The organism is Pseudomonas sp. Pseusp21 (assembly GCF_059492145.1).
In genome coordinates, this window is sequence record NZ_CP168520.1 from 5341309 (window position 1) to 5358373 (window position 17065).

17 protein-coding genes are annotated in these 17065 nt (G+C 52.2%); 13 read left to right on the forward strand and 4 right to left on the reverse strand.

Features of this window, described 5'->3' with window-relative positions:
- Positions 1–38 precede the first annotated feature (38 nt).
- From ACEN93_RS24310 to ACEN93_RS24350, 9 genes are all read left to right on the forward strand, one after another.
- Positions 39–683 (forward strand): hydrolase, encoded by a 645-nt coding sequence (locus ACEN93_RS24310; RefSeq protein WP_179692324.1) that lies wholly within the window; start codon positions 39–41, stop codon positions 681–683.
- A gap of 177 nt (positions 684–860) precedes the next feature.
- Positions 861–1682, forward strand: a complete 822-nt coding sequence (locus ACEN93_RS24315) for a GIN domain-containing protein (RefSeq protein WP_495610604.1) — start codon at positions 861–863, stop codon at positions 1680–1682.
- A gap of 451 nt (positions 1683–2133) precedes the next feature.
- Complete coding sequence (locus ACEN93_RS24320) at positions 2134–2355, forward strand: hypothetical protein (RefSeq protein ID WP_410237583.1); 222 nt, start codon at positions 2134–2136, stop codon at positions 2353–2355.
- 68 nt (positions 2356–2423) lie between these two features.
- Positions 2424–3419, forward strand: a complete 996-nt coding sequence (locus ACEN93_RS24325; RefSeq protein ID WP_495610605.1) for a radical SAM protein — start codon at positions 2424–2426, stop codon at positions 3417–3419.
- 36 nt (positions 3420–3455) lie between these two features.
- Complete coding sequence (locus ACEN93_RS24330; protein WP_495610606.1) at positions 3456–4604, forward strand: JmjC domain-containing protein; 1149 nt, start codon at positions 3456–3458, stop codon at positions 4602–4604.
- An 18-nt stretch (positions 4605–4622) separates the two neighbouring features.
- Positions 4623–5873, forward strand: coding sequence for an HlyD family secretion protein (locus tag ACEN93_RS24335; RefSeq protein ID WP_495610607.1), 1251 nt, complete (start codon positions 4623–4625; stop codon positions 5871–5873).
- A 12-nt stretch (positions 5874–5885) separates the two neighbouring features.
- The gene (locus ACEN93_RS24340) at positions 5886–7976 is read left to right on the forward strand and encodes a peptidase domain-containing ABC transporter (RefSeq protein WP_495610608.1); all 2091 of its coding nucleotides are present in this window, start codon (positions 5886–5888) and stop codon (positions 7974–7976) included.
- Position 7977: 1 nt separating this feature from the next.
- On the forward strand, positions 7978–9381 hold the full coding sequence (locus ACEN93_RS24345; RefSeq protein WP_495610609.1) for a TolC family protein: 1404 nt from the start codon (positions 7978–7980) through the stop codon (positions 9379–9381).
- A gap of 30 nt (positions 9382–9411) precedes the next feature.
- A complete protein-coding gene (locus ACEN93_RS24350) occupies positions 9412–10890 on the forward strand; it encodes a S41 family peptidase (RefSeq protein WP_495610610.1) in 1479 nt (492 codons plus the stop codon).
- Positions 10891–10957: 67 nt separating this feature from the next.
- Here the strand turns inward: ACEN93_RS24350 and ACEN93_RS24355 are convergent, their stop codons facing one another.
- Complete coding sequence (locus ACEN93_RS24355; protein WP_495610611.1) at positions 10958–12256, reverse strand: mechanosensitive ion channel family protein; 1299 nt, start codon at positions 12254–12256, stop codon at positions 10958–10960.
- Positions 12257–12446: 190 nt separating this feature from the next.
- Here ACEN93_RS24355 and ACEN93_RS24360 point away from each other — a divergent pair, with 190 nt between their 5' ends.
- Positions 12447–13787: a DEAD/DEAH box helicase gene (locus ACEN93_RS24360; protein ID WP_011332966.1), complete on the forward strand. Its 1341-nt coding sequence runs from the start codon at positions 12447–12449 to the stop codon at positions 13785–13787.
- Positions 13788–13849: 62 nt separating this feature from the next.
- Here ACEN93_RS24360 and ACEN93_RS24365 read toward each other — a convergent pair whose 3' ends face one another.
- From ACEN93_RS24365 to ACEN93_RS24375, 3 genes are all read right to left on the reverse strand, one after another.
- Positions 13850–14449, reverse strand: a complete 600-nt coding sequence (locus tag ACEN93_RS24365) for a hypothetical protein (protein ID WP_490841722.1) — start codon at positions 14447–14449, stop codon at positions 13850–13852.
- On the reverse strand, positions 14446–15045 hold the full coding sequence (locus ACEN93_RS24370; protein ID WP_074691129.1) for a papain-like cysteine protease family protein: 600 nt from the start codon (positions 15043–15045) through the stop codon (positions 14446–14448). The genes ACEN93_RS24365 and ACEN93_RS24370 overlap by 4 nt, the downstream gene beginning before the upstream one ends.
- Positions 15046–15294: 249 nt before the next feature.
- Positions 15295–15570 (reverse strand): hypothetical protein, encoded by a 276-nt coding sequence (locus tag ACEN93_RS24375; protein ID WP_007956561.1) that lies wholly within the window; start codon positions 15568–15570, stop codon positions 15295–15297.
- A gap of 165 nt (positions 15571–15735) precedes the next feature.
- On the opposite strand from ACEN93_RS24375, the gene ACEN93_RS24380 reads away from it, so the two are divergent.
- The 3 genes from ACEN93_RS24380 (at position 15736) to ACEN93_RS24390 (ending at position 17025) form a co-directional block, all read left to right on the forward strand.
- Complete coding sequence (locus ACEN93_RS24380) at positions 15736–16164, forward strand: Sbal_3080 family lipoprotein (RefSeq protein ID WP_074691131.1); 429 nt, start codon at positions 15736–15738, stop codon at positions 16162–16164.
- Complete coding sequence (locus ACEN93_RS24385) at positions 16161–16592, forward strand: DUF2846 domain-containing protein (RefSeq protein ID WP_219736955.1); 432 nt, start codon at positions 16161–16163, stop codon at positions 16590–16592. Before ACEN93_RS24380 ends, ACEN93_RS24385 begins: the two co-directional genes overlap by 4 nt.
- Before the next feature lie 79 nt (positions 16593–16671).
- On the forward strand, positions 16672–17025 hold the full coding sequence (locus ACEN93_RS24390; RefSeq protein WP_490843670.1) for a hypothetical protein: 354 nt from the start codon (positions 16672–16674) through the stop codon (positions 17023–17025).
- Positions 17026–17065 lie beyond the last annotated feature (40 nt).

Genomic DNA, 17065 nt, shown 5'->3' on the forward strand with positions numbered 1-17065 from the left:
TGATCGAAACTTTGAATCGACATCAAAAGGAACGCGCCATGTCTATCCGTGAACTGCTGAACCCAACCAACTCCGCCCTGATCCTGATCGACCACCAGCCGCAAATGGCTTTCGGCGTACAGTCGATCGACCGCCAGACCCTGAAGAACAACACCGTCGGCCTGGCCAAGGCTGCCAAGATCTTCAACGTACCGACCATTTACACCTCGGTCGAAACCGAAAGCTTCAGCGGCTACATCTGGCCGGAACTGCTGGCGGTACACCCTGAGCAGAAACCGATCGAACGCACCTCGATGAACTCCTGGGAAGACAAGGCGCTGGTTGACGCGGTCAAGGCCACCGGGCGCAAGAAACTGATCATCGCCGCGCTGTGGACCGAAGTCTGCCTGACCTTCCCGGCCCTGGAAGCCCTGGCCGAAGGTTACGAGGTGTACATCGTCACCGACGCGTCCGGCGGCACCACCAAGGAAGCCCACGACATGTCGGTACAGCGGATGATTCAGGCCGGCGCAGTACCGGTGACCTGGCAGCAAGTGCTGCTTGAGTACCAGCGTGACTGGGCCCACAAAGACACGTATCAGGCCGTAATGGACCTGGTGCTGGAACACAGCGGCGCGTATGGCATGGGCGTCGATTACGCCTACACCATGGTGCACAAGGCGCCGCAGCGGCAGGTCAAGTAACCCGACATTTCGAAACTGAAGACAGTAGACCCTGTGGTAGCCACTCCCACAGGGCCTACTGTCGTCTGAGGATTCGTAGTCTGAATTAAAAGCCGCTATCGTCGCCGCCATTCGAAATCGATGCGACTATGGCTACCCTGCGGCTATAGATGAGCACGAAACCAAAGGATGACTTGTGTGAGATCTGCGCATTGCAAAGTGGTTTTGGCTGTTTTCCTGTTGGGCTGCCTGGTGGAACTAGGCCATGTGGGAATGAAACATCAAGACAAAAGCGATTCAGCCAAGGCAAATTCGACGGCTTCATTCGAAACGGAGCAGTCGGTTGCTGAAAATGGAGCGTCGGCGTCGGCAATTGCAAAAAAACGGCCTGTAGCGAGCCGTTCCAGAATCCTGGATGCCCGCCTATTGCAGGGCGCAACGTTCTTAACCGTAGCAACCATTGTGGATGTCGAAGTCTTCAAATCAGAACATCCTGTTTTCGAGATCGTAGGCGAAAGTCAGGCGTTCATCGACTCGATAAAAGCGGACTTTGCAGAGGGCGACCTGATACTCAGCCATGAACTGAGTTCGCCGCTCAAACTCAAGTGTGGGAGCACTCCGGTATCGACGGATTCCACCGGGAGCTCTTTGGTGATCAATGCACGAACAGAAAGCAAGGCTCTGCCTTGTGCGTTGGTCAGGATCGGAGTCAGTAAAGTCCCTGACATCACGGTCAAGAGCAGTGGTGATGTAAAAGTGATGGGTGTGGCTCAGGAGCGGCTTGCTTTGAACATCTATGGTGCTGGAGATATTTCGGCTGATGGCAAGGTCAGGGAGTTGTCGATCCAGATCCATGGCTCGGGTGATGTAAACACGACAAAAATGTCGGCGGACAAGGTATCGATCCTTTCACAGAGATCGGGCGACGTCACGGTGATGGCCAGCGGCCGACTGCAATCGAAGCTGCAAGGTTCGGGTGACATAACAGCCATGAGACGCCCGAATAGCCCGCAAGGTTAAAAGAACGGGTCCGTTAGTTATCGATTAGTAGGTGAAAGTGTAAGGTAAAGTGTAAGTTTTTTGGATTTGCAAGGAATGTACTTGCTAAAGGTTAGAAGCCTTTGCTATGTCTTTTTTTAGATGCAAGAGATGGAAGGGCTGGCTCTCGAAAAAAAATAGTAATAATTACTATCGGCTGGTATTGCCTTCGGTTTGTAACGCAATTATGATCCCGCGCCTCGGACCAGCCGTCTTTGAACGGTACTTCTATTAGCTAGGGATTGGCTATGATTTCCTCTCCAAACATTTAACTAACGCACGCACATCGATTCCAGTGACACGCTGTGAGTCGGCATGTCTGTGCGCGAAATTTACCTCTATCTAAGTTTTCGTGAAACTGTTTTCACGAATAAATGGGCATGTTTAGTCAAACTTAAGCGTGCCTGCAACATTAAGACAGCAAGGAATAGCCGTGGAAAATAAAGCCAGTGGTACTGAACTCGTTGAGTTTGACGAGTATGGGTCGTATGAAATTACAGACTTGGAAGTACTGGATGCCGTTGCCGGTGGCTGGGAAGTCAACATCGGCTGTAACGGTGGTTCGGTCAATGCCAAGTGCGGAGATACTCCCGTGAACGGTGGTTGCGGTTCGCCACCTGTTAACTCGAGTTGCGGTGATGACCAGGATGGTTGATTGATGTGATAAGCGTGGAGTACCAGTCTGGTACTCCACTCACATAAATAGAATGATGAGTAAGTTAGATGGATCTAGATAAAAATATTCTGGCAACACTCAATCCGAAAAGCCTGGAGCTCATTCTTTATCCTACCGAGCAGTGTAACTTTAGGTGCACCTACTGTTATGAGGATTTTCTGATAGGGCGAATGGATGAAAAGACTCAGGAAGGAATAAGGAATCTCATCGGCAGGCGGTTGCCAAAACTGGATAATCTCCATCTCCAGTGGTTTGGTGGCGAGCCGCTTGCAGCGAAAGATCTGGTTCTCGGATTAAGTGAATTCGCAAAAAAAGCCTGTGATCAGGCCGGTGTGAATTTCAGTGGGGCTCTGACCACCAACGGATATCTCCTGACACTCGATCTGGCAGAAAAACTTTGTGGCTTGAATCAGCGGAACTATCAGATTTCGCTGGACGGATTTGAGGCTGGCCACGACAAGACCAGAAAGCTTGCCTCAGGCGCTGGCACGTTCAACAGGATATGGTCAAACCTCCTGGCATTGAAAGATTCAACCCTGGATTTCAATGTTACTCTCAGGGTTCATCTCACCAAAGAAAACGTCTCGTCTGTAAAAAGACTGGCTGAAAAAATAAAGCAGACATTCTTGTCTGATTCGAGATTCAAGGTATTTCTGAAGACCATTGAAAACCTAGGCGGTCCGAACGATACGTCAGGAGTTTTGCTGTCAAAAAGCGAAAGGCTCACAACGATTGCAGAGCTGAATGAGCTGTTGAATGAAAAAACCGTCAGCAAGTCTGATAACGGTACTTACGTTTGTTATGCGTCGCGTCCCAACTCTCTCGCGATACGCGCAGATGGAACGATACAGAAATGTACTGTGATGCTTTCAGATGACAGAAACTCTGTCGGGAAAATAAATGAGAACGGAACTGTCGAGCTGGATTCGGAACGGATGAATCTATGGATGAGGGGGTACTCGGATGACAAAAAAATACTAAGTTGTCCAGCGGTCGGTTTGCCCAAGTTACCGAATCTGATTCCTGTTGTAAGTGCCAGCTAATCCGTAATTCCATCCTGCCGCAGTCGAGAGATTTGAATGCTTATTGATCTTGGAGTGTCGAATGAGTATTTCTTGAATAATATTCAGGAAAAAAACTTTTTTCTTCGTCGGGGCGCGGTTAAAGCCGATGTCTTCACGCTCGCCGATATAGATAATATTCTTGGTACGATCGAGCCGGAAGCCCCCGGTGTCAATCTCCATAATGGCACGTTTATACCGGAGAATGAGTACGTTTTTACTTATAACGAAGTAGGAAAGCCACGCAAGACGATCATCAAGCCAAAGTTCTACAAACTGATGCAGGAAGGGGCAACGCTGATTCTAAATAGAGTGCACAAAAGCTCTCATTACATAGATAGCCTCTGTAAGGAAATTTCCGGCGTGGTGAATCAGGAAACACTGGGTAACGGCTACTTGGCGTTCAACCCGCAGGCAGCCTTTGGAAACCACTGGGACTGCCATGATGTGTTTGCCATTCAGTTGGTAGGGCGGAAAAGGTGGAGGATCTACCCACCTACGTTCGAACTTCCGATGCCAGGACAAACCAGTAAGGAATTCAAGAGCGAGTGCTCTGAAATACCTGTCCTGGATACGGTGCTGGAGGCGGGTGACCTTCTATATGTCCCTCGTGGCTGGTGGCATAGTGCAATAGCCCTGGGAGAGCCGACTTTTCATGTGGCGGTAGGGGTGCACACTACGCATATCAGCACCTATGTCGAATGGGTATGTAACAAGTTTCTCGAAAAGCATCTTGAATGCAGAAAAAGAATTGGCTTTTCGGAAAGCGATTCTAATGATCTCGAGCTGGCGTTTGAAAAAGTCAGGTTGGAAGTCATGAGTGAAGAGAATCTCAGTCTGTTCAAACAGACAATTATTTCCTCAAGCAGAACGAACACGAGATTTGACATAAATGCGAATGTGTTTGGGCAGGATGATAATCTGTCTACGAGTTCGAAATTAAACTTGAGCAGTCATTACGCTGCTGTCAGTGATGAAAGCTGCGTGGTCAATGGAATAAAAATACCGATCAATAGTATTGAGTGGAAAGTGATCAAGCTGCTTTCAGCGCAGAATGGCTTGTCCATTGACGAGTTGTCGGTGCAACTTCGTGTGCCACAAGCGCCCCTGACAAAAATCGTAAGCTCATTGATTTTTCATGATGTTCTGTATCTTGCCAGTGCGTAAAATTTCATGAGTAATATTATGTTCAGGAAAGAGGCGCTGGTTGCCAAGGCGAGCAAAAATGAAATCTACGGAGAAATTATACTTGCGAGCCCGATCAATCATACGCTGATATCTATTTTCGCTATTGTATTTACCCTGATAACAGTTGCATTTCTGTTTGGTGGGCAATACACGAAGCGTGTTACAGCGCATGGAGAGCTTATTCCAGAGAGTGGTGTTACCCAGATATATGCGGTCCAAAGCGGGTTGATCAAGACCAGATCTGTCAGTGAAGGGCAGACAGTCAAGGCCGGTGACACACTTTTTGTTTTGTCCAGTGACAGGAAGAGCCAAAAAAAACTGGCCATACAAGAAACCATCAATGCTGCTCTTCAAGACAAACGAAGTAGCTTGGCGTCTGCAATAAGGACGACAGAGCATATTCATGAGCTAGAGATGGAAGCGTTGCGTAATAATGCCTCTACGCTGACGCGTGAAAGAGATAATCTTGATCAGCAGATATCGCTCGCTGTCCGAAAGATGGCGTTGTCGGAAAGCTCGGTGAAACGCTACAAAGGGTTGATGGAGCAAGGGTATATTGCTCCAGAACAACTTGATCAGAAACAGGAAGAGTTACTTGAACAGAAAATTCGCCTGAAAGATCTGGAGCGGAGTCGTGCAGATGTTGATTATAAATATGCGACCGTTTTACGTAATATATCAAGCACGCCGCTGACGCAATCGAATGTCAGAGAGGAACTCGTACGGAGCTTGCAGGTTATCGATCAGGAAGTAGTAGAGAATGAAGCGAAATATGAAACCGTTGTTTCCGCTCCAAGTGATGGCATCGTTACAGCGATAAGAGGAAACGTTGGTCAGACGGCAAAGGTTGACGAGGCACTGGCAGCCATTGTTCCAAGCGGATCAAAGTTTCAGGCTCATTTGTTTGTTCCCAGTCGTGCAATCGGATTTATCCGCAAAGGTGCGGTGGTAGGCGTGAGATACCAATCCTTTCCTTATCAGAAGTTCGGACAGGCCAAAGGATCGGTTCTGGAGATATCCGAGGCTCCTCTTCTTCCCACTGAGTTGCCGCCAATAGCGAATCCTGAATCCAGCAAAGAACCGATGTACAGAGTGACGGTTGAACTTGAACGTCAATATATAAAAGCCTACGGCGACGTCACGCCTTTACGAGCGGGAATGCTGCTGGACGCGGATGTCATGCTGGAGAAGCGAAAGTTATACGAGTGGATTATTGAACCGATCTATTCGATAACGGGCAAGATATAACTGGAAGTGACAATGAAAGAGTTGCTTGGAAAAATAAATTTTCATTCCGAAAACAGTACACCTGTCATTCATCAGTCCGAGCGTTCGGAGTGCGGGTTGGTGTGCGTCGCGATGATTGCGAGTCATTTTGGATATCACACGGATTTAAGAGAGATCCGTCAGCGATTTTCGGTTTCCCAGCAAGGATTGACTCTGCGTGGGCTCGTAAAGATCTCAAATGCAATGAATTTGAATAGCCGTCCGGTAAAGCTGGAAATGGCCGGTTTGAGCAGTCTCAAGTTACCCTGTGTACTCCATTGGAATTTTGACCACTTCGTGGTGTTGGTAGAGGTCAACAAGACGGGATTTGTCATACATGATCCTGCGCTTGGAAAGAGGACGGTTGCATACGAAGAAGTTTCAAAATTTTTCACTGGTATCGCCCTTGAGCTATGGCCGAATCCAGGCTTCGAATTAAAGGAAAAACCGCCGCGTGTTGGGATAACATCGGTCATCGGGAATGTTCGTGGAGCCTATCGATCAGCGGCAAAGGTTCTGGCGGTGGCATCAGCATTAGAATTAATGTCGCTCATGTCCCCTTTGTTTCTGCAACTGACGCTGGATAATGTCTTGCCGGCGTTTGATGTCGATCTGCTAGTCATGCTTGCGCTGGCTTTTGGGGGGCTTATGTTGGCCCAGGAATTCATGAAGCTTATAAGGGCTCGAATGCTGTTGTATTTTGGTACGCATTTGAATATACAGCTCAAGGCCAATATATTTAAGCACCTTATAAGTTTGCCGATCGAGTACTTCGAGAAACGGAGTCTCGGCGATATAACGTCGAGATTCTCTTCTATTGATCAGGTTCAGAGAACGCTCACTACATCGCTGTTGGAAGCGCTGCTCGACGGTGTCATGTCGGTCGCGATTGTCTGCATGATGTTTTACTACAGTGCATTCCTTGCTTCGATTTCGGTTATGGCTCTTGCGTTGTATCTGGCAATACGTTTTTTATGGTTTGTGCCTTTGAAGAAGGCGACAGAAGAGCAAATCATACATTCCGCCCGACAGGAAACCCATTTTCTGGAAACAGCGAGGGGTATTCGTGCGATAAAGTTATTCCAACGTCAGGAGGATAGAAGGGCGTCCTGGCTATCGATGCTTGTAAGCCAAGTTAATCTGGATTTGAAAGCGCAGCAGATTCATATTTTATATCATGGCGCAATAGGTGTAATTACTGGTATAGAAAACATATTGATCATCTACTATGGTGTCAGTATGGTAATCGATGGGAAGTTTTCTATCGGTTTTTTGATGGCATTCATAGCCTATAAGTCGATTTTCAATTTGAGGCTCACCGCGCTGATCAATAAAGGTTTTGAAGTGAAGATGCTTCAGGTTCAAGGTGAGCGGCTTGCAGATATAGTGCTGACGAAGCCAGAACTCATGGTCGAAGATGCCGGGTCTTATAATAAAGGTGTCGAGCCAAGTATCGAAGTGATAGGGCTGAGCTACAAGTATGGTGATCATGAAAAGGAAGTTTTGTCGGATGTAAATTTCAAAGTGCTTCCAGGTGAATTTGTAGCCATTACCGGGCCTTCTGGTTGTGGAAAGACGACCTTGCTGAATTTGTTGCTTGGTATTTTCAAGGCGACTTCTGGAGAAGTTCTGGTCGGCGGTCTGGATATTAACAAGGTGGGGATCGAGAATTTACGAAGCATGATCGGTACTGTTCTTCAGGATGATGATCTGTTCTCTGGATCGATTGCCGATAACATTTGCTTTTTTGATCATCAACCTGATCAGGAGTGGATGGAGACGTGTGCGAAGATGGCCGCTATCGATGAGGACATACGGTCAATGTCGATGGGCTACAACACATCTATTGGCGACATGGGAAGTGTTCTTTCCGGCGGTCAGAAACAAAGAATTCTTCTGGCCCGTGCATTGTATAAACGTCCCCGGATTCTTTTACTCGATGAGGCGACGAGTCACCTCGATCTGGAGAAGGAAAAAGAAGTTAACAGTGCTGTGGCCAGCTTGAAAATGACACGGATTATTGTTGCTCATCGACCTGATACCATTGCAGCGGCCGACCGCGTGATTCAGATGAGGCGGTCTTGAAATGCACAAGTATTTTTCGCCTGTGTTATTGGCAGCACTGGGTCTGGTGCCTTTACTTTCTTGCGCGGCGCCGATGTCTGACGTTTCCCGGCGCGGAGAGGTGGCTTATCTCGATACATCAATAAATCCAGGCTCGAGTCCTGAGAAAACGAGGGAAAACTTCTCCTCTGGATGTGCATGGGATGAGTCTCTGAGTATTGATGAAGCATTGGAACTTGCGCTTTGTGCGAATCCAAACTTGTTCAGAGCGAGAGCTAATATAGAAATTCAGAAACATAAGGTGGCTGCGGCCAGGTCTGCTTATTTGCCAAGCCTGTACTTGAATAGCGACGTACTCAAGGACGTGGCGGCTGCAAATGAACAGTCTTCATGGGGCTCTTCGTTGAATCTGTCGTGGCTGCTGCTGGATTTCGGTGGAAGGCGCGGCAGTGTTGAGGAAAACAATAGTCTATTACTGTCGGCAGTCCTGGCTCAGGATTCAGAATCGTTGTCTCTGGTGTCCGATGTTTCCAGAGACTATTTTGCCGTTGCCGCGGCGAAAGGTGTGATTGTCTCGAGCCTTGATAATGAATCGGCGGCCAAAGAAAGCTTTCTGGCTGCGCAGGCCAAATACATTGCGGGAGTGGGCGCGCGAGCAGATTTGCTGCAGGCTCAAACAGCTCATTCAGAGGCGATCCTTGATCGCGTCAGAGCACAAGGAAACTACCAAAAGGCAGTGGCGCAATTAACCTATACATTAGGTGTGGATCCGGGAGCGAAAATAGCGATCGACAAGCTTGATGAGTCTGTCTTTTCCGATGACTTGAACAAATCGCTAGAATTATTGATTCAGAAGGCGGCAGCGCAGCATCCATCCGTTCTTTCTGCCAGAGCCCAGCTTGAAGCCAGTAGGTTTCATCTGCAAACGGTTATCTCCGAAGGGAAGCCCAGTCTGTCTTTTGTAAGTTCTTATTCCGAGAAACGTTACACTCAGGAAAATTCCAAGGACTACAACGCGATGGAGGTTGGGCTAAAACTGACATTTCCGTTATTTGAAGGGTTTCGAAACAGCTCCAGAGTTTCCGAAGCCTACGAAAACATACAGCTTCAAGAGGCTCTGTTAAGGCAGGCTGAGCTGAGCGTTACCAATGCCATATGGGTGAATTACTCGGACCTAAAAACCGAGAACGAGAGTATCAACATAGCAAAAAGTCTGGTGCGTTCGGCCGAGGAGTCTTCGGGAGTGGCCAAGGGGCGATACAGGGCCGGGGTTGGTTCAATCATCGAACTTTTGAACGCTCAGACTGCACTCGCCAATGCAAACCAGCAGTATGTACAGTCGCTGGCACGATGGAGAGCCGCCAGAATTCGATTGGCTGCGAGCGTTGGTGTACTTGTACGCAATGACCAGAATATATCCATGTGATCATGATTTCCCTTGGTTTGGTGCTTTTGCATGATTAATAATTTCGATTTGAATTTTTATAATAAAGTTTTGGCCATTGTTCTGATGAGTGTCGCTGCTACCGGTTCTGTATTGGCTAAGGATACTCACAAGGCCGGGTTTGTAGACCTGGCTGTCAAAGATCTTGCCGCGGTTCATCAACTGATAGTTAGCTCCCATCCGGGGGCCATAGATAAAGAAAATAAAGACTTCACTGACTGGGTCGAACGGGGCTATCTGGAGGCAAGGCAATTGTCCCTCCTTGTCGGTTCCAGAAGAGATACCCAAGCTGTTCTGGGTTTCTATATTTCAGGGTTCAAGGATGGCCATGTAGGCATTTATCAATCCGAAAAGGACAAGTCTTCGTGGGCCGGTTTCATTCTGGACAAGAGAGGGGAGGATTTTGTTGTCAGTCGTGTTGCGAAGGGCTGGCCGGTACCGTTGCCGCCAATCGGTTCCAGAGTCATTTCATGTGACGGTAAAACAGTTCGCGAGATAGTGAGCAATGAGATATCACCCTACATAGATCGCCGACTGGATTTGCAATCCACCTGGAATCACCTTGCGAAGCATTTGACTGTTGATGATGGGGACTATCCAGTGTTGGCCAGAAAACGGGCGGGCAAATGCCAGGTTGTTCTGTCGAGTGGAGTAAAGCAAAACTACGATCTGTTATGGCAGGAGGATGGCGGGCAATTAGCGGATTTCCTGTATCAACCTCAACCACCTCAGACGGTCCTGAAACTCGGCGACGGACGTTATTGGGTTCATGCGTCGAATTTCGCACCTTCGGCATCCGAAAACGCATCCCTCGAGGAGATGCTTGATGTTCTCGAAAGTATTGATGATGCCAGACTGGTTGTACTCGATACACGCGGCAATCGTGGCGGTAACAGTCTGGTCGGAGCGAGGATTCTGTCTGCGTTGTTGGGTGAAAGGTTTGTAGAAAGTCTGGACCGATCCTCTCGTTCGTATGCAATGTGGCGAGTGTCTCCTCTTGCACTTTCAACGCTCGATAGCGCTTTGGCCAGTACCGAACGTGATTACGGGAAAGGCAGCGATGCCTATACCTTTGTTTCAGGCTTGCGTAAGTCCATGAACGCTGCACTGCAGGAGAAGGCCGACTGGTTGCGACAGCCCGATACATCTTCGCTCGATCAAGATCGCTCGAAAGACCTGAAGCAGAAAACTTTCAAGGGTCAACTCGTGCTGGTGACTGATTCGTTCTGTGCGAGTGCCTGTCTGGATTTTGCAGACGCCGTACTGGCCGTTCCAGGAGCGATCCAGTTCGGGTTACCAACGAGTGCTGACACCGTATATATCGATATTGGCGCTCAGGTTTTGCCGAGCGGGGCCCAGTTTTGGTTGCCATTGAAAGTCTGGAGAGGCCGGGTGCGGGGAAACAATCAGAGTTATGAACCGCGGTATGTTTTCGATGGCGACATAAATGACACTCCCGCTGTTCAAAAGTGGGTGCTAGGTCACTTTTGAACGGGCCTGCTCCAAACCTCCGGTCACTCGACGCATTTTGCCGAGCGTTTCCGGAGGTGTTGTGTCATTACATGATCTGTTTCCCGGCCTCGGGAATATGGCTCGCGCCAAGGACTGCCGGCAATATCCCGGAACGCAAATCCCCACCACTCGGCTGCTGATACAGGCTCAAGCCAAACTCCGGCAGCACCGCCAGCAGGTAATCGAAAATATCCCCCTGGATCCGCTCGTAATCGGCCCACACCGTGGTGGTGGTAAAGCAGTAGATCTCCAGTGGAATACCCTGAGCCGTGGTCTGCATCTGGCGGACCATGCAGGTCATGTTCGGCTGGATCTCCGGGTGGCTCTTCAAGTAAGCCAAGGCATAGGCGCGGAACGTACCGATGTTGGTCATGCGCCGACGGTTGGCCGACATCGCCGCGACATTGCCCTGCGCCTCGTTCCAGGCCTTGAGCTCGGCTTTCTTGCGGCCCATGTAGGCGGTCAGCAGGTGCACCTGGGAGAGTTTCTCCTCTTCATCGTCGCGGATGAAGCGCACACCGCTGGCGTCGATGAACAGGCTGCGCTTGATCCGCCGCCCGCCGGACTGCTGCATGCCGCGCCAGTTTCTGAACGATTCGGACATCAGGCGCCAGGTCGGGATCGAGACGATGGTCTTGTCGAAATTCTGCACCTTGACCGTGTGCAGGGTGATGTCGACCACATCGCCATCGGCGCCGACTTGTGGCATTTCGATCCAGTCGCCGACCCGCAGCATGTCGTTGCTGGTCAGTTGGACGCTGGCGACGAACGACAGCAGGGTGTCCTTGTAGACCAACAGGATCACCGCCGACATCGCACCCAGACCCGACAGCAGCAACAGCGGCGAACGGTCGATCAGGGTGGCGACGATGATGATCGCGCCGAACACGTACAGGACCATTTTCGCCAGTTGCACATAACCCTTGATCGAGCGGGTGCGAGCGTGTTCGGTACGGGCGTAGATGTCCAGCAGTGCGTTGAGCAGGGCGCTGACCGACAGCAGCAGGAACAGAATGGTGAACGCCAGCGCCACGTTGCCGAGGAACACCATGGCGGTCTTGCTCAGTTCCGGCACCAGGTGCAGGCCGAACTGGATCACCAGCGACGGCGTCATCTGCGCCAGACGCTGAAACACCTTGTTATGGCGAAAGTCGTTGATCCAGTGCAGGGCGGGCTGGCGACCGAGCATGCGGCTGGCATGCAGGATCAGGTAGCGCGCCACTCGTCCGAGTACCAGCGCGATCACCAACAACAGGAGCAGTGCCAGGCCGGCGTGCAGGAGCGGGTGCTGATCGAGGGCACCCCAGAGGTCTTGGGCGTTGAGCCAGAGCTGTTTGAAATCCATGAGAGAAACGATTCTTCTGTAAGACGCGACGGGCGATTAGAGCATTTAAGACGCTGTGTATTACCGTTGGAGACAAATCGAGCAACAAAAAGCCACTGATTACCGTGGATTTCACAAAGAAACTCGGCCTGAGCGCTCGAAACCGGTAACCTATGCAGCTGATTTTTTGCATATCTTCGAGGTAGCACCCGTGTTTTCCCAATTCGCCCTGCACGAACGCCTGCTCAAAGCCGTGGCCGAGCTGAAATTTGTCGAGCCAACGCCTGTGCAAGCCGCGGCCATTCCGCTGGCGCTTCAGGGGCGTGACCTGCGGGTGACGGCGCAAACCGGTAGCGGCAAGACCGCCGCTTTTGTCCTGCCGATCCTCAACCGCCTGATCGGCCCGGCCAAGGTTCGCGTCAGCATCAAGACCCTGATCCTGCTGCCGACCCGCGAGCTGGCCCAGCAGACCCTGAAGGAAGTCGAGCGCTTTTCGCAGTTCACTTTCATCAAGTCCGGCCTGATCACCGGCGGTGAAGACTTCAAGGTCCAGGCCGCCATGTTGCGCAAGGTGCCGGACATACTGATCGGCACCCCGGGCCGGATGATCGAGCAACTGAACGCCGGCAACCTCGACCTCAAAGAAGTCGAAGTGTTGGTGCTCGACGAAGCCGACCGCATGCTCGACATGGGTTTTGCCGAAGACGTGCAGCGTCTGGTCGACGAATGCCCGAACCGTCAGCAGACCATGCTGTTCTCCGCCACCACCGGCGGTTCCGGCCTGCGCGAGATGATCGCAAAGGTGCTGAACAACCCCGAGCACCTGCAGCTGAACGCGGTCAGCCAACTGAACGACACCACCCGTCAGCAGATCATCACCGCCGACCACAACCAGCACAAAGAACAGATTGTGAACTGGCTGCTGGCCAACGAGACCTACCAGAAGGCCATCGTCTTCACCAACACTCGGGCCATGGCCGACCGCATCTACGGTCGCCTCGTCGCTCAGGAATACAAGGCGTTCGTGCTGCACGGCGAGAAAGACCAGAAGGATCGCAAACTGGCGATCGACCGTCTGAAGCAGGGCGGCGTGAAAATCCTGGTGGCTACCGACGTGGCGGCCCGTGGTCTGGACGTTGACGGCCTGGATCTGGTGATCAACTTCGACATGCCACGCAGCGGCGACGAATACGTGCACCGCATTGGTCGTACCGGCCGTGCGGGCAACGACGGTCTGGCGATCTCGCTGATCTGCCACGGCGACTGGAACCTGATGTCGAGCATCGAGCGTTATCTGAAGCAGAGCTTCGAGCGCCGCACCATCAAGGAAGTCAAAGGCACCTACGGCGGACCGAAAAAGGTCAAGGCCTCGGGCAAGGCCGTCGGCGTGAAGAAGAAAAAGACCGACGCCAAGGGCGACAAGAAGAAAACCGCCGCCAAGACCCCGACCAAACGCAAGAGCGCCAACCGTCCGAAACCGGACGCACTGGTGAGCAGCGACGGCATGGCCCCGCTGAAACGCCGCAAGCCGGCAGCGCCAGCGGCGGAATAAGCCGTTTCAGGCAACCCATAAAAAACCCGGACATGGTCCGGGTTTTTTATTGCCAGGGTTTATCAACTGCCCAGCAGGCCAGTGGTGTCGGCGTCAAAACGCCGCTTGGCCTGATCGGCTGCCGGTTTGAGCTGTGCGAGGAGGGCGGCCTCGCTGTACAGCCCGGTCAGTGCCAGCTCTTTTGGCGTTGGCTCGATCGGGATCAGCACGTCTTCGCCCGCCGCATGCAGCCAGATCGCCACAAGGTGCAGCGCCGACACAAACAGCATCCGCAGCTCAACGGTTTTGCCCTTCAGCTGCGGTGATTGTTCCGCCAGTTTCAGCGCACCGACCGTGGCGGCCGCCAGGTTGCCGTGGTTCAGCGAGGCGAACTCGACGTGACCGCGTACTTCGGCCAATTGCGCATCGGCAATTGATACCCCGCCAGAAAACACCAGGTAATGCCAGTCGCCGACTCGGGCGTTTTTCAGGCCTTTGCCCTGGCTCAAGTCGTCCAGACTGAGCGAGTAGCCGCGATAGGCCTCGCTGAGGCTGATCCCGGTGGGCGCGGCGCTGGCGAACTGGCGATTGACGCCGAAACCCTGGGTCTGCAACGCGGCCTGCAGGGCCGGACGCAAGGTCTGGACGCCGTTGGAAGGCGCTTTTGGATAAGTCAGTTTCATGATGCCGCCCCCTGGTTTTTCGCCGTGAAGTAGGTGTGGGTCCAGTTACCGCCGCCGTTGTAGGAGCCGGGGAAGGCACTCAGCGCGCGGGTCGAATAGCCGTAGATCGAGTCCGCGACCAGCACGTAATTGCCGTTGGTGCCATAGATCGCCAGGAAGTGCGCACCGCCACCGTACCAGGCACAGCGCAGGCCGATCGGGCGACCCATGTTGATCTGGTTCTGGATGGCCGACATCTGTAGCGAGCCCGAATTCATGCCGTTGAAACTGCGGGTGATCTTCAGCGCTACGTCCAGATAGCCGTACACGTTGCACGGCCCCGGTTGATTGCAGCAATTGCGATCCAGCGCGGCACTGGCAACGGCGCATTGGGTCCAGGACCCGGTGCCGTAATAATTGCCGACCGAGGCGGAAGCGGCGGCCCAGCACCAGTTGGTCTGGGTCTGTTGCTGCATGATGAAGTTCAGGCTGGCGGCCGCGAGGGCGCGTTGTTGAACAGCTGCCTCGACCTCGACCAGTTGCGGGTCGAGCAGATGGCTGATCAGACATTCGGGCAGGGTGTTGCCAGTGAATGCCGTTGTCTCAGTGGTTAACATTTTTCAATCCTCCATGAATGAAAACAAACGTTCCGCGTTTGCGGGATAACGCTATTGCCGAGCGATCGGTGCTAAAGGGTTGCCATCTCCGATGGCCGGTTCCGATCAGGCTCGGGGTAACCCTAGGTGTGAATATGCATTTGTGCAAATAGCAAAATGCACCAATGCAAATTTAAGGACAAAAGAAAGCAGGCCTTGGTATCGATCCAGCCGGATCGATACCAAAGCCTGCCGTTGTCTGCGCGGGTGCTATCCCTCGGTTTTCTTCTCGGCCGAACCCAGTTCCTTCAAGCGCTGATCGATCAACTGGCATTTGTCCGGCAGATCGGCGGAGGCAGTGCCCAAGTCCATTTTCTGCAACTCGGCGTTGATCTCTTTGGCCTTGGTCGGGTTTTGCTCGGTGAGCTTCGCGACTTCCTTGGCCAGTTGCTCGCGTTTGGCGGTGGCTTCTTCCGGCGTACAGGCCCAGACGGGCAGGGCGCAGGCAAGCGTGGCGGCGAGGGTGAGCTTGAGCAGGGTTTTCATGGGGGCAGGCCTCAGTTCCGGTTAAGGCGGGTTAACCGGTTGAGGGTTTTGGCCGAGCGAAAGTTCAGTTTCTGTATTGAAGGTTTGCCCTGTAATTGACCGTTTTCGGGGGCTCCACTAGGATGCGCCACCATATTGATATCAACTGGCACTGAAGGATCGAACATGCTTTCTAGAGTTGTCACCGCGGGCCTGCTGCTGGCGCTGGCCGGTTGCACCAACGTCAAGGTCGAGCCGGTGGCTCCTCAATACAAGATCTCGACACTGTGCATCGAGGAAAATCCGAAAGTGGTCGTGGGCGACTTCGTTGCTGGCGTTCAAACAGTGTTGCGTCGCCACGGCATCGACAGCCAGGTGTATACCGCTCCGGTTCCTGCCAACTGTGAATATCGCTTGAACTACACCGCCATCCGCTCCTGGGATCTCTCCATGTACTTGTCCGATGCCACCGTTCGACTTTACAAGGGCGAGCAGCAAATCGGTTTTGCCCATTACAACCTGACAAACGAGGGCGGTTTCGATTTGTCGAAACTGGCCTCGGTCGAGGAAAAAATGGCGCCGGTGTTCAATCAGCTGTTGGGGCAAAAACAATGAGCCCGTTTATCCAGCGTCTCTCGGCCCTGTTGTTCCTGCTGATGCTGAGCGGGTGCAGCCACCATCAAACTGCTCAACCGTACTTCGAGCCGCCCCAGCCACCGCAGGGCAAGGCGCTGGTCTACATGATGCGTTCGCAGGTGATTCAGGGCAGTTTCTACGACAGCATTTTCAGCATCAATGACAGTGCGGTCGTGGCACTCGGCAGCAAAAACTATTCGTGGGTGTATGTCAGCCCTGGTTTGCACAAGGTTTCCGCAGGGCAGCGCCCGAACCCCGGCAATGTCTTCCTGAACCTGCCCGTCGAGGCGGGCAAAGAGTACTTCGTCGAATACACACAGGAAAACATGATGGAACTGATCCGGTTGCGCAAACCGGAGGAGGGTAAGCCCATGGTTCGCGGTTACGAATACTTGCGGGTCGAGTGATGTTCTCGGGTAACGAATTCAAGGCGGACGTGCTGGGTGATCCGCCCCTTTGCCGTTGTGAACCCAGGAAGGACACGCGATGACCGAAGATAAGATTTACCAAAGGCTCGGACAGCTGTTGGTCGATGAGGCGCCTGAGTCAGCGATGAGAGTGATCGTTGATGTGGAGCTTTCGCCTGAGGACGATCACTGTCAGTTGCTGTTTGATTATGTCGACGGAAAAGGCGAGCGGGACTGGTTCAGTCCGAGCAGTGGTGAGGTTGACCGCATTGTCATGAACAGCCTGGTTGCCCTTAGAAAGTTGCACAGAGCGCAAAACCTTACGGCCGGACTACCCGCGTGGAACGCCTGTGAGATTGCCATGGACATTGTGGGCGGCAAGTTGAAAATCGACTTCAGGTATGACGAGACGCTTTATCTGCAGACTGACTGACGCAAAGCATCCTTAGCGACTGGCGTCGCTTTACCGTATT